Origin of the sequence: Helicobacter pylori, assembly GCF_006439795.1 — a bacterium.
Classification (GTDB): Bacteria; Campylobacterota; Campylobacteria; order Campylobacterales; family Helicobacteraceae; genus Helicobacter; species Helicobacter pylori_CR.
Window position 1 is genome coordinate 23,335 of the sequence record NZ_VEYL01000002.1, and the last position, 15,156, is coordinate 38,490.

Below are 15,156 nucleotides of genomic sequence, written 5' to 3' on the forward strand. Positions count from 1 at the left end.
TCATTCTCCTTATTTTTGTTCCACTATTACTGATAGCCCTTGACCGCCGCCCACACACAATGACGCACAGCCCACGCCATGACCGCTTCTTTTCATTTCATGCAATAAAGTTACCAAAATCCTAGCGCCGCTTGCGCCAATAGGGTGGCCAATGGCTATTGCGCCTCCATTCACATTCACGATATTAGGGTTTAATTCAAGCTCTTTTAACACGGCTATGCTTTGCGCGGCGAAAGCTTCATTGAGTTCAAAAAGATTGATGTCATTGAGATTCATTTTGACATTTTTAAGATTGTTTTTAATTGCAATACTAGGGCATATCCCCATTATATCCGGACTGCAACCACCCAAACCAAACCCCCTGATAGTGGCCATGGATTTTAACCCCAATTTTTGCGCTTTTTTAGCGTTGCATAAAATGATAATACTCGCGCCATCATTGATCCCTGATGAATTTCCTGCCGTTACCGATCCGTCTTTTTTGAAAGCGGGTTTGAGCTTTGCAAGGGATTCTAGCGTCGTGTCTCTAGGGTATTCGTCTTCTTTAAAAACCACCACGCCTTTTTTATTCGCTATTTCAATAGGCGTGATTTCTTCTTGGAATTTCCCTGCATTAATGGCGGCTCTTGCTTTGAGTTGCGACTGGAGCGCGAAATTATCTTGATCTTCTCGGCTTATGTGGTATGCTTGAGCGACATTATCAGCGGTGATCCCCATGTGGTAATCATTGAAAGCATCCCACAATCCATCATGGATCATGGAGTCTATCATGTTTGCATTCCCCATTCTTTTCCCCTCTCGCATGTCAAACGACAAATAAGGTGCTGCACTCATGTTTTCCACGCCACCGCACACCACCACCTCATCGCACCCAAGCATGATGCTGTCATGCGCTAACTGGATAGCTTTCATTGACGATCCACAAACCATATTGACGCTAAAAGCGTTTTTGTCATTAGGGATGCCGGCGTCTAGTTGGATCTGCCTGGCGATATTTTGACCCAAACCAGCACCTAAAACATTGCCTAAAATGACAGAATCCACATCGCTAGGCTTAAGAGAGCTCGCATTCAAAGCGTCTTTAAGCACGCTAACACCCATTTCTCTAGCACCCACATTCTTTAGAGAGCCTAAAAAACTCCCTACAGCGCTCCGCTTTGCCGCCACTATAACCACTTCATTCATGTCTTTGCCTTTAAGTTGATTTACTCATCATAGTATCACTTTTAAGTGATTGAAACCCTAATAAGTTTTATTCTGTTTTAGGTTTTGTTTTGAATTGAGAGCGATCCGTTTATTTTTTTCACAAAAATATTATTCTTATCGTTCAATGGTTATTGCATAATTTTTGATATTCAACACAGATTAGTTTAAAACTATAATTATTAGTTGTTAGGCTATAGCCTATTTTAATGATAGACTATATTATTTATTAAAAACTAAAAGTTTTATTAGTGCGTAAATTAGTATAAATACCTATATTTTCATCTTTATCTTCTAGTAATAAATTAATGATGGCTTTGCTAACACTTGGTTTTATACTGATTGGTTTTGATTATCCAATAAGGTTTCAATAGGAGTTTAATAGGGTGTTTAAGCAAACTCCCTAATCTCTTTCTCTAAAGCGTTAGTAAAAACGCTTGAATAGGATTTTTCCTTAGGGAATTTGGCTAAAAAATCATTCAATAGCCCAAGGTATTGCTCCTTATTTAAAGCCCCTTTCAGCACTTCGTATTTTAAAAAAAGCCAGTAAGTGTTAAGCGCATCGCTTTGGCAATAGCTATCAATCTTCTCCTTTTTCTCATTTTGGCTTAAATTAGGGTTGTAATAAATCGCATGCACTAAATCCCCGCTCACATCAAATTTACCAGGAATATTTGTCATAGAGCAAACGCCATTGAGATTCAACCCCCTAACAGATCCATAATGGCTCAAGCTATCCATTAAATCCAAATGGAACTGCTCGCTATAACGCGCGCGGTAATTTTCCCATTTGTTTTCTTGGCTGTAAAAAGCGTCTAAAGTTAAATTGTATTTAAGGGCTTTGAGCGTAAGTAGGGGTATATCAAAACCTCTGCCATTGAAGCTTATTAGGCGCGGTTGCTTTTCGTTAAAGTATCTAAAAAAATCTTCTAAAAGCTCTTTTTCGCTTGTAAAATCCTCTTTATTCTCGTGTTTTTGACCAAAATTCCCCACTTTGATAAATTGCCCGTAATCATCGCCAATGACCGCTGCAATAGAGATAATTTCATGCAAATAAAGAGGCAAAAACTCGCTCCCGCTTTTTTCTTTTTGCTTTTCAAAACTCCGTTCACAGATTTTTAGCGCATCATTTTCTTCTAATTGGAAATGCTCTTTACACAAGCTCACGCTAGGAATGGTTTCTATATCAAACACGCACAACATCACACGCTCCTTTCGTATTTTAACATTCTTGTCTCGCTTTTATTATATAACAATTAGTCTTATAGCGCTATAGTGCCAAATTTTAATATCAAAACGATATAACCAAAAATTAAAAGGCTTTAATGTGGAGCATTCAAACCCAATAAAAGAAATCACTATCGCCCTTGTGGGCCAGCCTAATGTGGGGAAATCATCCCTCATCAACGCTTTGAGCAACGCCCATTTGAAAGTGGGGAATTTTGCCGGGGTTACCGTGGATAAAATGGAAGTGGATTTGATCCACAAAGAGCATCAAATCACTATCATTGATTTACCTGGCACTTACGCGCTCAATGACTTCACCACTGAAGAAAAGGTTACTAAAGATTTTTTAGAAAAAGGGCAATACGATCTCATTCTTAATGTGGTGGATTCCACCAATTTAGAGCGTAATTTAGCCTTAAGCGTGCAGCTATTAGACACGAATAAAAAAATGCTTCTTGCGCTCAACATGTGGGATGAGGCACAAAAAGAAGGCATTAAAATTAATACAGAAAAGCTTTCTAAAGAATTAGGGGTTGTGTGCGTGCCTACAAGCGCAAGATCCAAAGAAGATCGCTTGAATACAGAGCTTTTATTAGATGAAATTGTCAGGCTTTATTCTCAAAATACTATAAACAATGAAAGCATAAAAGTCCCGTCTCAAAGCTTTAAGGAGTCTCTAAAATACAGCCAGAGCGCTCAAAGAATCGCTAAATTAGTAATCAGTGAAAACCAACAAAACGCGAGTTTTGAACACACTTATAAGATTGATAAGATTTTAATGCACCCGCGTTATGGGATTTTCATTTTTTTAGGGTTCATGTTTATCATTTTTTCCTTGAGCTTTTTAATAGGGGGGGGAGTGCAAAAAGCGCTTGAAGAGGGGTTCAAGTTTTTGAGCGATAGTATTAAAGAAAATGTGGCTAATGAAGATTTAGCGTCTTTGGTGGGCGATGGCATTATTGGGGGAGTGGGAGCGACGGTTTCATTCTTGCCTTTAATTGTGGTGTTGTATTTTGGGATTTCTTTACTAGAGACAACGGGTTATATGAGTAGGGTAGCGTTTTTATTAGATGGGATCTTGCATAAATTTGGCTTGCATGGGAAGAGTTTTATCCCTTTAATCACCGGTTTTGGCTGCTCAGTGCCCGCTTACATGGCGACAAGAACCTTACAAAACTATAACGAACGACTGATCACGCTTTTTGTGATCGGCTTTATGAGTTGCTCGGCAAGGCTGCCTATTTATGTGCTGTTTGTAGGCTCGTTTTTCCCTTCTTCAAGTGCTGGGTTTGTGCTGTTTTGCATTTATATTTTGGGGGCGGTTGTAGCATTAGTGATGGCCAAATTACTCAAATTAAGCGTGTTTAAAGGACAAACCGAATCTTTTATCATGGAAATGCCTAAATACCGCTTTCCCAGTTGGAGAATGGTCTATTTCAGTATCTACACCAAATCGCTTTCTTACCTTAAAAAGGCCGGGACTTATATTTTAGTGGGAGCGATTTTAATCTGGTTTATGTCTCAATACCCTAAAAGCGGTGCGGCTATGAAAACCTATAAACAAGAAAGCTTGTTAGTGGATAAAAACACCACTCTTTCAAGCGAAGCCAAAGAAGAAAAATTAAAAGAATTAAAAGCCGAATTGGATAAAAAGAATTTAAAAAACAGCATTGTAGGAAGAGGTGGGTCGTATTTAGAAAAAGTCTTTAGCCCTATGGATTTTGATTGGCGTTTGAGTGTGTCGCTTGTAACCGGGTTTATGGCTAAAGAGGTGGTGGTTTCTACTTTGGGCGTGTTGTTTTCTTTAGGGGATCAAAACGAAAAATCGGACGCTTTTAGAGAGATCTTAAGAAAAGAAGTCAGCGTGCCTAGTGGGATCGCTTTTATCGTGTTTGTGATGTTTTATATCCCTTGTTTTGCAGCGACCATTACTTTTGGTAGAGAAGCTGGGGGGATCAAGTTTGTAGCGTATTTATTCATCTTTACAACCGTTGTAGCGTATGCGTTTTCCTTGATAGCTTTTTATGCGACTCAAATTTTGGTTTAAAGGCTAGCCATAAAAGGGTTGTTAAACCCTTTATTGGTTTAAAACTCACCCTATTAGAAATATTAAAAAATTTTTATTTTTCTCCCAATCTTTTCTATAAACATTCGCATCAATCGGCATTTTTGATAAAAAAAGCTATTAATTTAATTTAAATAATAATTGTCTCAAAATTTAAGCTAAAACTAATAATGGTTATTATAAATTACACCTTGTTGTAAAAATGAACATTTTTCATAAAAGGTGGTAAATGAAAAGAATTTTAGTCTCTTTGGCTGTTTTGAGTCATAGCGTGCATGCTGTCAAAACTCATAATTTGGAAAGAGTAGAAGCTTCAGGGGTAGCTAACGATAAAGAAGCGCCTTTAAGCTGGAGGAGCAAGGAAGTGAGAAATTATATGGGTTCTCGCACGGTGATTTCTAACAAGCAACTCACTAAAAGCGCGAATCAAAGCATTGAAGAAGCTTTGCAAAATGTGCCAGGCGTGCATATTAGAAACTCTACAGGTATTGGAGCTGTGCCTAGCATTTCCATTAGGGGGTTTGGTGCGGGAGGCCCAGGGCATTCTAATACGGGAATGATTCTAGTCAATGGGATTCCTATTTATGTCGCACCCTATGTTGAAATTGGCACGGTTATTTTTCCTGTAACTTTCCAATCTGTGGATAGAATCAGCGTAACTAAAGGTGGGGAGAGCGTGCGTTATGGCCCTAACGCTTTTGGCGGTGTGATCAACATTATCACCAAAGGCATTCCTACCAAGTGGGAAAGTCAGGTGAGCGAGAGGACCACTTTTTGGGGCAAATCTGAAAATGGGGGGTTTTTCAATCAAAATTCTAAAAACATTGATAAAAGCTTAGTTAACAACATGCTTTTTAACACCTATTTAAGAACGGGGGGCATGATGAATAAGCATTTTGGAATCCAAGCTCAAGTCAATTGGCTCAAAGGGCAAGGGTTTAGATACAACAGCCCTACCAACATTCAAAACTACTTGCTAGATTCGTTGTATCAAATCAATGATAGCAACAAGATCACTGCTTTTTTTCAATATTACAGCTATTTTTTAACAGACCCTGGGTCTTTAGGTATAGCTGCCTATAATGAAAATCGTTTTCAAAATAACCGCCCTAATAACGATAAAAGCGGGAGAGCGAAGCGATGGGGAGCTGTGTATCAAAACTTTTTTGGGGACACGGATAGGGTAGGGGGGGATTTCACTTTCAGCTACTATGGGCATGACATGTCAAGGGATTTTAAATTTGATTCTAATTTTTTAAATGTCAATACCAATCCTAAATTAGGCCCTGTTTATACCGATCAAAATTATCCAGGATTTTTTATTTTTGATCATTTAAGGCGTTATGTGATGAACGCTTTTGAGCCTAATTTGAACTTAGTTGTTAATACCAATAAAGTTAAGCAAACTTTTAATGTAGGCATGCGTTTTATGACGATGGACATGTTCATTAGATCCGATCAAAGCACATGCGAAAAAACAGATATTATCAATGGGGTGTGCCACATGCCTCCTTATGTCCTTTCTAAAACGCCTAACAATAATCAAGAAATGTTTAATAACTATACAGCGGTATGGTTGAGCGATAAAATAGAGCTTTTTGATTCTAAATTAGCGATAACTCCAGGGATTAGATACACTTTTTTGAACTATAACAACAAAGAGCCAGAAAAGCACGATTTTTCCGTATGGACTAGTAAAAAACAGCGTCAAAACGAATGGAGTCCTGCCCTTAACATCGGATATAAACCTATGGAAAATTGGATATGGTATGCGAACTACCGCCGCAGTTTTATCCCCCCACAACACACAATGGTAGGCATTACTAGGACTAATTACAACCAAATTTTTAATGAAATTGAAGTGGGGCAACGCTATAGTTATAAAAATCTATTGAGCTTTAACACGAATTATTTTGTGATTTTTGCCAAGCGTTACTATGCGGGAGGCTATAGTCCACAGCCTGTGAATGCTAGGAGCCAAGGGGTGGAATTGGAATTGTATTACGCGCCGATTAGGGGTTTGCAATTTCATGTGGCTTACACTTACATTGATGCGCACATCACTTCTAATGCTGATGATATTGCTTATTATTTTACAGGCATTGTCAATAAACCCTTTGATATTAAAGGGAAACGTTTGCCTTATGTGAGTCCTAACCAATTCATATTTGACATGATGTATACTTACAAGCACACGACTTTTGGTATTAGTAGCTATTTTTATAGCCGCGCTTATAGTTCTATGCTCAATCAGGCCAAAAGCCAAACCGTGTGCTTGCCCTTAAACCCAGAATACACAGGGGGGCTAGAGTATGGTTGTAATTCAGTGGGGTTATTGCCCTTGTATTTTGTGTTGAACGTTCAAGTAAGCTCCGTTTTATGGCAAAGCGGTAGGCATAAAATCACCGGGAGTTTGCAAATCAATAACCTTTTTAACATGAAGTATTATTTTAGGGGAATTGGCACAAGCCCTACAGGAAGAGAACCCGCACCAGGGCGATCCATTACAGCGTATTTGAATTATGAGTTTTAAACTGGTTTCAAGCTTTTATAGCTTGAATGTTTTTAATATCAAACCATTTTAAAACTCGCTACTAAATTTTCGGTCAATAAATTAAACCCATCTACCAGAATAAACACTAAAATTTTAAAAGGCAGAGAAATCATTACAGGCGGGAGCATCATCATGCCCATCGCCATTAAAATAGAGCTGATAACCATATCAATCACCAAAAAAGGCAAGTAGAGTAAAAAACCGATTTGAAACGCTGTTTTCAACTCGCTTATCATAAATGCCGGGATCAAAACGCTCAAACTCACCTCATCAGGGGTTTTAGGGTTAGGCAGGTTTCTGATCCTAAAAAAAAGCGCTAGATCCTTTTCTCGTGTGTTTTTGAGCATGAATTCCTTGAAAGGCAGAGCGCTTTTTTCAAACGCTTCGGTGTAAGAAATCTTTTTATCCATATAAGGCTTAATCCCTGTATCATAAGCCTTTTTTAGGCTAGGTTCCATGATAAAAAAAGTCAATATCAAAGAGAGCGAGACTAAAATTTGAGTGGGTGGGGTTTGTTGCGTGCCTAAAGCGGTCCTTAAAAAAGAAAACACCACGATCAAACGGGTGAAACTCGTCATCACTAAGATCAATGATGGGGCTAAAACTAAAAGCGTGAGCAGGGCGATGACATTAAGGGTGGTTACGAGCTGTTTAGGATCATTAGGAGCGTTTAAAGAGAGATTGACGCTAGGCAAAGCGCTATCAGCGCTCATTAAAGGGCATATTAAAGGGCAAATGAGAATGAAAAAAATGAAAAAACGCAAAATTCTAGCCTTAAATCTTTGATAAAACGAAGTCAAATTATAAGATAAGGCATGTTAAAATTCCCTAAAATAAGTTTAAGGATTTTAATGCTTTCTGTAATCATACTGGCCGCTGGTAAAGGCACTCGCATGCATTCTAGCCTGCCTAAAACTTTACACACCATTTGTGGGGAGCCTATGTTATTTCACATTTTAGAGACGGCTTTTTCAATCAGCGATGATGTGCATCTTGTCTTATACCACCAACAAGAACGCATTAAAGAAGCGGTGTTGAAGCGTTTTAAGGGCGTAATTTTTCACACTCAAATCGTGGAAAAATATTCAGGGACGGGTGGGGCTATCATGCAAGAAGATAAAACGCCTATCCCTACAAAACATGAGCGGGTTTTGATTTTGAATGCGGACATGCCCTTAATCACTAAAGACGCTCTCGCCCCCTTATTAGAAAGCCAGAATAACGCTATAGGCTTACTTTATTTAGCTGACCCTAAAGGTTATGGGCGCGTTATTTTAGAAGATCATCAGGTTAAAAAGATTGTAGAAGAAAAGGACGCTAACGATGAAGAAAAAACCATTAAAAGCGTGAACGCTGGCGTGTATTTTTTTAAAAGGAAGTTTTTAGAAAAATACTTGCCCAAGCTCCATGATCAAAACGCCCAAAAAGAATACTATCTCACGGATTTAATCGCTCTAGGAATCAACGAAAACGAAAAGATTGACGCTATTTTTTTAGAAGAAGAGTGCTTTTTAGGGGTGAATAGCCAAACAGAAAGGGCGAAAGCTGAAGAAATCATGTTAAAAAGACTGCGAAAAAACGCCATGGACTTGGGGGTGGTGATGCAATTGCCTAATAGTATTTATTTAGAAAAAGGCGTGAGTTTTAAGGGGGAGTGCGTTTTAGAGCAAGGGGTGCGTTTGAGTGGGAATTGCTTGATAGAAAACGCGCACATTAAGGCTTATAGCGTGATAGAAGAGAGCCAAATTGTCAATAGCAGTGTGGGGCCGTTTGCCCATGCACGCCCTAAAAGCGTGATTTGTAATAGCCATGTGGGGAATTTTGTAGAAACTAAAAACGCCAAACTCCAAGGCGTTAAAGCAGGGCATTTGAGCTATTTAGGGGATTGTGAGATAGGGAAAAACACAAATGTAGGGGCTGGCGTGATCACTTGCAATTACGATGGTAAAAATAAACACCAAACAATCATCGGTGAAAATGTCTTTATAGGGAGCGATAGCCAGCTAGTCGCCCCCATAAATATCGGCTCTAATGTCTTAATCGGTAGCGGCACCACCATCACTAAAGACATTCCTAGCGGTTCGTTGAGCCTTTCACGCGTCCCTCAAACTAACATTGAAAACGGGTATTTTAAGTTTTTTAAAAAGCCTTAAGGAGCTTGAAAAGAACTGCTGTTTTAAAACCTTATTGAGCGTATTTTTAAATAACGATTTATCTTAATCCTATAATTTGTGAATAAACAAAACACTTATTGAGTTTTTTGTGATATTTGGCTGATCTGTAACAATGCTTTTAATAGGGTTGTGGTATAAATATTCTTATCAAGGTGTGCCAAACATGCCTTGAATCTCCATTTTATAAAAGGATTTGTTATGAGTGGATTAAAAGCATTTAGTTGTGTAGTGGTTTTATGCGGTGCAATGGGTGGAATGATTGGGGCTCTCGGAGGTCCGTGGGGTACTGTGTTTGGTGCAGGCATTGGTGGTGGAATAGGGGCATATTCTGGGGCTGAAATAGGCGATAGGGTAGAAGATTTTATCCGTGGCGTTGATAGAGAGCCGCAAGCTCCAAGAGAACCCACCTATGATCGTCATTTCGTGTATGATAGGTAGCTTTGGGCAAGAAAGGAGAGAGCATGAATATCAAAGAGCGTTTGAGCGATTTGGAATATCGATGGGCAATGGCTCTAGTCTATGGAGGATGTATCTCCATAACCACTAGGATTTTTTATGACATAAATGGTTCAGCTAGCGATCCACTTTTTGACCCTAAATACAGCTATTATGTGTGGTTAGTGGGTCTAATAGCGGCTTTATTGTCTAACCTCTTGTTCAACCCAAAAGGCAGGTCGGTAGGTTATTTCATTATTGAAACTTGGCAAGGATTCCCCAAGTTTTTTAAAGCCATTTTTAAGGCTAGGTTTTTTGGTGCGTTTTATGACGCTGTGTTAGGAGCAAGACTAAGGGATTTTTATGTGATGCTTTTAACGATACCCTTTATTATCGCTATGCATGAGATTTCGGCGTATTGTGGGCATCCTAGCAATCTCCTTGTAGAGGGTTTGGTCATTGTAGGGTTTCAAGGTTTTCTTAAGCTTTGCGCTAAATGGGGGTGGTGATTTAACCCAAATAGCATTAAATGGAGGGGGGAATAAAAACATTAAAGAAACTTTAAAGCGCATTCTCATTAATAGAACAAATCCAACTTGAACTTCTCTCTTTCTTAAGTCTTAAGTTTTTTATTGATACAATGCCAAATTTAAAAGAAAACGATTTGATTTAAAGGAAAAATTTTGATTACGGTGGTTAAACGAAACGGGCGCATTGAGCCTTTGGACATTACCAAGATCCAAAAATACACTAAGGACGCTACGGACAATTTAGAGGGCGTGAGCCAAAGTGAGCTGGAAGTGGATGCGAGGTTGCAATTCAGGGACAAGATCACTACTGAAGAAATCCAACAAACTTTGATTAAAACCGCTGTGGATAAGATAGATATTGACACGCCTAATTGGAGCTTTGTCGCCTCAAGGCTTTTTTTGTATGATTTATACCATAAAGTGAGTGGTTTTACAGGGTATAGGCATTTGAAAGAGTATTTTGAAAACGCTGAAGAAAAGGGCCGCATCCTTAAGGGTTTTAAGGAAAAATTTGATCTAGAGTTTTTAAATAGCCAGATCAAGCCTGAAAGGGATTTCCAATTCAATTATTTGGGGATTAAAACCTTGTATGATCGCTATTTGTTAAAAGACGCTAACAATCACCCTATTGAATTGCCCCAGCACATGTTTATGAGCATTGCGATGTTTTTAGCACAAAACGAACAAGAACCTAATAAAATCGCTTTAGAATTTTATGAAGTTTTAAGCAAATTTGAAGCGATGTGCGCGACCCCCACTCTAGCGAACGCGCGCACCACCAAGCACCAATTAAGCTCATGCTATATTGGCAGCACGCCGGATAATATTGAGGGGATTTTTGACAGCTATAAGGAAATGGCGCTATTGTCCAAATACGGCGGAGGGATTGGTTGGGATTTTTCTTTGGTGCGCTCTATTGGGAGCTATATTGATGGGCATAAAAATGCGAGCGCTGGCACGATCCCGTTTTTAAAAATCGCTAATGATGTGGCGATTGCGGTTGATCAATTAGGCACACGAAAGGGCGCGATTGCGGTGTATTTGGAAATCTGGCACATTGATGTGATGGAGTTCATTGATTTAAGGAAAAATAGCGGCGATGAAAGGCGAAGAGCACATGATTTGTTCCCGGCTCTTTGGGTGTGCGATCTGTTCATGAAAAGGGTTTTAGAAGACGCGATGTGGACTTTGTTTGACCCTTATGAGTGTAAGGATTTGACTGAGCTTTATGGGCAGGATTTTGAAAAACGCTATTTAGAGTATGAAAAAGATCCTAAAATCATTAAAGAATACATTAACGCTAAAGATTTATGGAAAAAAATCTTAATGAATTATTTTGAAGCCGGTTTGCCTTTCTTAGCCTTTAAAGATAACGCCAATCGGTGCAACCCAAACGCTCATGCAGGAATCATTCGATCGTCTAATTTATGCACAGAGATTTTTCAAAACACCGCGCCCAACCACTATTACATGCAAATAGAATACACCGATGGCGCCATAGAGTTTTTTGAAGAAAAAGAGTTGGTAACGACAGATAGTAATATCACTAAATGCGCCAACAAGCTCACTAGCACCGATATTCTTAAAGGCAAGCCAATCTATATCGCTACTAAAGTCGCTAAAGACGGGCAAACGGCGGTGTGTAATCTAGCAAGTATTAATTTAAGCAAAATCAACACTGAAGAAGACATTAAAAGGGTTGTGCCGATCATGGTTAGGCTTTTAGACAATGTGATTGATCTGAATTTCTACCCTAACCGCAAAGTCAAAGCCACTAATTTGCAAAATAGAGCCATAGGGTTAGGGGTTATGGGTGAAGCGCAAATGCTCGCAGAACATCAAATCGCTTGGGGGTCTAAAGAGCATTTAGAAAAAATTGACGCTTTAATGGAGCAAATCAGCTACCATGCGATTGACACGAGCGCGGATTTAGCGAAAGAAAAAGGGGTTTATAAGGATTTTGAAAATTCAGAATGGAGTAAGGGGATTTTCCCCATTGATAAAGCCAATAATGAAGCCTTAAAGCTCACCGAAAAAGGGCTTTTTAACCACGCTTGCGATTGGCAAGGTTTGAGGGAAAAAGTCAAATCTAATGGCATGCGTAATGGCTATTTAATGGCGATCGCTCCCACAAGCTCCATTTCTATTTTAGTGGGCACAACCCAAACGATTGAACCCATTTATAAGAAAAAATGGTTTGAAGAAAATTTGAGCGGGCTAATTCCAGTTGTAGTGCCTAATTTGAATTTAGAAACTTGGAATTTTTACACATCAGCCTATGATATTGACGCTAAAGATTTGATTAAAGCAGCGGCCGTGCGCCAAAAGTGGATCGATCAAGGCCAAAGCATTAATGTGTTTTTACGCATAGAAAACGCTAGCGGTAAAACCTTGCATGACATCTACACGCTCGCTTGGAAATTAGGGTTAAAATCCACTTATTATTTGCGCAGCGAAAGCCCAAGCATAGATGAAAAAAGCGTGCTGGATCGATCGGTGGAGTGTTTTAATTGCCAATAATATAAGCTTAAATAAGCTAATCTTTGCTAAAATGAGATTTAAAATTATTTAAGGAAGATGAATGCTTTTTGCGATGATTGGTTCAGGGGGGTTTATCGCTCCCAAGCACTTGCAAGCGATTAGAGATACAGGGCATTTTTTGGATTGCTCTTTTGATGTTCATGATAGCGTGGGGGTTTTAGATGAGTATTTCCCACAATCAGAGTTTTTTACCAATATTGAAGATTTTGAAAAGCATTTAGAGCAATCTAGGGCTATGGGTAAAGAAATCAACTATTTGAGCGTTTGCACGCCCACGCACACGCATTTTGATCACATCCGTTTCGGGTTAAGAAACGGCATGCATGTGATTTGTGAAAAACCCTTAGTTTTAGACCCTGGCGAAATACAAGAATTGAAAGATTTAGAGGTGAAACACCAAAAAAGGGTGTTCAGTCTTTTGCCCTTACGCTTGCATTGCGACACGCTGGCTTTAAAAGGAAAAATTAAGAGCGAATTAGACAAAAACCCTGAAAAGGTGTTTGACATCACGCTCACTTATATCAGCGTTCAAGGGAAATGGTATTTTTCTTCATGGCGAGCGGATGTGAATAAGAGCGGAGGGTTAGCCACTCAAATGGGAATGAATATTTTTGACACTTTATTGTATTTGTTTGGAGGCGTTAAAGACAAGGTTATCAATAAAGAAGAGCCTGATTGCGTAGGGGGGATACTCTTTTTAGAGCATGCCAAAATAAGGTGGTTTTTTTCCATCAATCCAGAACACATGGGAGTGGCTAAAGAGAAAGTTTATCATAAAATGATCCTAGAGGGCGAAGAAGTCAATCTTACGCAGGGCTTTGATAATCTGTATATAGAAAGCTACAAACAGATTTTAGCTCAAGGGGGGTTTGGTTTAGATGACGCTACGGCGTCTATCAAATTGGCTTATGAATTAAGAAACCTCCCAGTCAGCGAACCCAATGAAGATTCGCATACTTTGTGTTGCAAAAACAAAACAGACCAATAAAAACATAACTTTTAAAAGCGTTGTTTAGGGGGTTTTGGTTATTGGTGTTTGATTAGAGTAGGATTATTTTTAATTTTTTTAAGAGGGGTTTTTACTTTTTTAAGGGTTTTTATGGATCTTTATGCGTTATACATAGCGATAGGGCTTTTTATTGGCATTTTATCAGGGATTTTTGGCATTGGTGGGGGGATGATCATTGTCCCTATCATGCTCGCAACCGGACATTCTTTTGAAGAATCCATTGGCATTTCCATTTTGCAAATGGCGCTTTCATCGTTCGTTGGCTCTGTTTTGAATTTCAAAAAAAAATCGCTTGATTTTTCTTTAGGCTTGTTGATAGGGGCAGGGGGGCTGATAGGGGCGAGTTTTAGCGGATTTGTTTTAAAAATCGTTTCCAGTAAAATTTTAATGGTTATTTTCGCGCTTTTAGTCGTGTATTCTATGATCCAATTTGTTGTGAAACCCAAAAAAAAAGATTTTATAGCGGATACTAAACGCTACCATTTGCAAGGTTTAAAATTATTCTTAATTGGCGCTCTCACCGGGTTTTTTGCCATCACTTTAGGGATTGGCGGGGGGATGCTCATGGTGCCTTTGATGCATTATTTTTTAGGGTATGATTCTAAAAAATGCGTGGCGCTAGGGTTATTTTTCATCTTGTTTTCTTCTATTTCAGGAGCTTTTTCTTTAATCTATCATCACATCATCAATAAAGAAGTGCTTTTAGCAGGGGCGATTGTGGGATTAGGCTCTGTTATGGGCGTGAGCATTGGGATTAAATGGATCATGGGGCTTTTGAATGAAAAAATGCATAAAGCTTTGATTTTGGGGGTGTATGGTTTGTCGCTATTGATTGTTTTATACAAACTCTTTTTTTAATTGATGGTTTTATACCACTACTATTTTAAGACCCCTAAGAGTTTCCCTTTAGAGTATTTGCATTTGTGCGCTAATGAGAGCCATTTATTAAGATTGGATTTTGATGCGACCAATTTTTCTCATAACACCCCTATGAATACCCCATTAAAACTCAGCGTTCAAGCCTTGGAGCGTTATTTCTTGGGGCAACTTTTTGAATTTAATGCGCCTTTAGACTTGATAGGGACTTTTTTTCAAAAACAAGTTTGGTCTGCGTTAATGACTATCCCTTATGGCAAGACAAAAAGTTACGACGAAATCGCAAAGCTCATTAATAACCCTAGATCTTGCAGAGCTATTGGCAACGCTAATCGCAATAACCCTATTTCTTTGATCGTGCCTTGTCATAGAGTGGTGCGTAAAAATGGCGCTTTAGGGGGGTATAATGGAGGCATAGAAGTCAAAAAGTGGCTGTTAGAATTTGAAAGCAAAATTTTAAACCAGCAAGCTAAAAACCCTTTGATTTCTTAAAAAATGAGGGTTTAAGTTGTTTTATGGTAAAAATCCTTTTCTTAAGGGAG

Annotated in this window: 12 protein-coding genes and 1 pseudogene; 9 read left to right on the plus strand and 4 right to left on the minus strand. The window is 38.9% G+C overall.

The window, feature by feature from the left end; translation table 11 throughout:
• Positions 1 to 9 precede the first annotated feature (9 nt).
• Positions 10 to 1,185 (minus strand): acetyl-CoA C-acetyltransferase, encoded by a 1,176-nt coding sequence (locus FIM66_RS01315; RefSeq protein WP_140599828.1) that lies wholly within the window; start codon positions 1,183 to 1,185, stop codon positions 10 to 12.
• A gap of 408 nt (positions 1,186 to 1,593) precedes the next feature.
• Positions 1,594 to 2,406: a 3'-5' exonuclease gene (locus tag FIM66_RS01320; protein WP_140548447.1), complete on the minus strand. Its 813-nt coding sequence runs from the start codon at positions 2,404 to 2,406 to the stop codon at positions 1,594 to 1,596.
• Between the two features lie 142 nt (positions 2,407 to 2,548).
• Here FIM66_RS01320 and feoB point away from each other — a divergent pair, with 142 nt between their 5' ends.
• Together feoB and FIM66_RS01330 are read left to right on the plus strand one after the other, a co-directional pair.
• Entirely contained in the window at positions 2,549 to 4,477 is a 1,929-nt protein-coding gene (gene feoB, locus FIM66_RS01325; RefSeq protein WP_140599870.1) for a ferrous iron transport protein B, read from the plus strand.
• 247 nt (positions 4,478 to 4,724) lie between these two features.
• Positions 4,725 to 7,028 (plus strand): TonB-dependent receptor family protein, encoded by a 2,304-nt coding sequence (locus FIM66_RS01330; RefSeq protein ID WP_140599829.1) that lies wholly within the window; start codon positions 4,725 to 4,727, stop codon positions 7,026 to 7,028.
• Positions 7,029 to 7,066: 38 nt separating this feature from the next.
• Here the strand turns inward: FIM66_RS01330 and fliP are convergent, their stop codons facing one another.
• Both fliP and FIM66_RS08300 read right to left on the minus strand, forming a co-directional pair.
• Positions 7,067 to 7,813 (minus strand): flagellar type III secretion system pore protein FliP, encoded by a 747-nt coding sequence (fliP, locus tag FIM66_RS01335; RefSeq protein WP_001210273.1) that lies wholly within the window; start codon positions 7,811 to 7,813, stop codon positions 7,067 to 7,069.
• 35 nt (positions 7,814 to 7,848) lie between these two features.
• Positions 7,849 to 7,944, minus strand: a pseudogene (locus tag FIM66_RS08300) (flagellar biosynthesis protein flip); the annotation flags it as partial.
• On the opposite strand from FIM66_RS08300, the gene glmU reads away from it, so the two are divergent.
• The 7 genes from glmU (at position 7,901) to FIM66_RS01375 (ending at position 15,106) form a co-directional block, all read left to right on the plus strand.
• A complete protein-coding gene (gene glmU / locus FIM66_RS01345; RefSeq protein WP_140599830.1) occupies positions 7,901 to 9,202 on the plus strand; it encodes a bifunctional UDP-N-acetylglucosamine diphosphorylase/glucosamine-1-phosphate N-acetyltransferase GlmU in 1,302 nt (433 codons plus the stop codon). The pseudogene FIM66_RS08300 and the gene glmU sit on opposite strands and share 44 nt — an antisense overlap.
• Before the next feature lie 219 nt (positions 9,203 to 9,421).
• Entirely contained in the window at positions 9,422 to 9,661 is a 240-nt protein-coding gene (locus FIM66_RS01350; protein WP_140484362.1) for a pantothenate kinase, read from the plus strand.
• 23 nt (positions 9,662 to 9,684) lie between these two features.
• Positions 9,685 to 10,167, plus strand: coding sequence for a hypothetical protein (locus tag FIM66_RS01355; RefSeq protein WP_140499718.1), 483 nt, complete (start codon positions 9,685 to 9,687; stop codon positions 10,165 to 10,167).
• 174 nt (positions 10,168 to 10,341) lie between these two features.
• Positions 10,342 to 12,708: a ribonucleoside-diphosphate reductase subunit alpha gene (locus tag FIM66_RS01360; protein WP_140479346.1), complete on the plus strand. Its 2,367-nt coding sequence runs from the start codon at positions 10,342 to 10,344 to the stop codon at positions 12,706 to 12,708.
• A gap of 61 nt (positions 12,709 to 12,769) precedes the next feature.
• On the plus strand, positions 12,770 to 13,717 hold the full coding sequence (locus FIM66_RS01365) for a Gfo/Idh/MocA family protein (RefSeq protein ID WP_140446425.1): 948 nt from the start codon (positions 12,770 to 12,772) through the stop codon (positions 13,715 to 13,717).
• Between the two features lie 111 nt (positions 13,718 to 13,828).
• On the plus strand, positions 13,829 to 14,596 hold the full coding sequence (locus FIM66_RS01370; protein WP_140599831.1) for a sulfite exporter TauE/SafE family protein: 768 nt from the start codon (positions 13,829 to 13,831) through the stop codon (positions 14,594 to 14,596).
• Between the two features lie 3 nt (positions 14,597 to 14,599).
• Complete coding sequence (locus tag FIM66_RS01375; protein ID WP_140446427.1) at positions 14,600 to 15,106, plus strand: methylated-DNA--[protein]-cysteine S-methyltransferase; 507 nt, start codon at positions 14,600 to 14,602, stop codon at positions 15,104 to 15,106.
• The last annotated feature ends 50 nt before the right edge of the window (positions 15,107 to 15,156 follow it).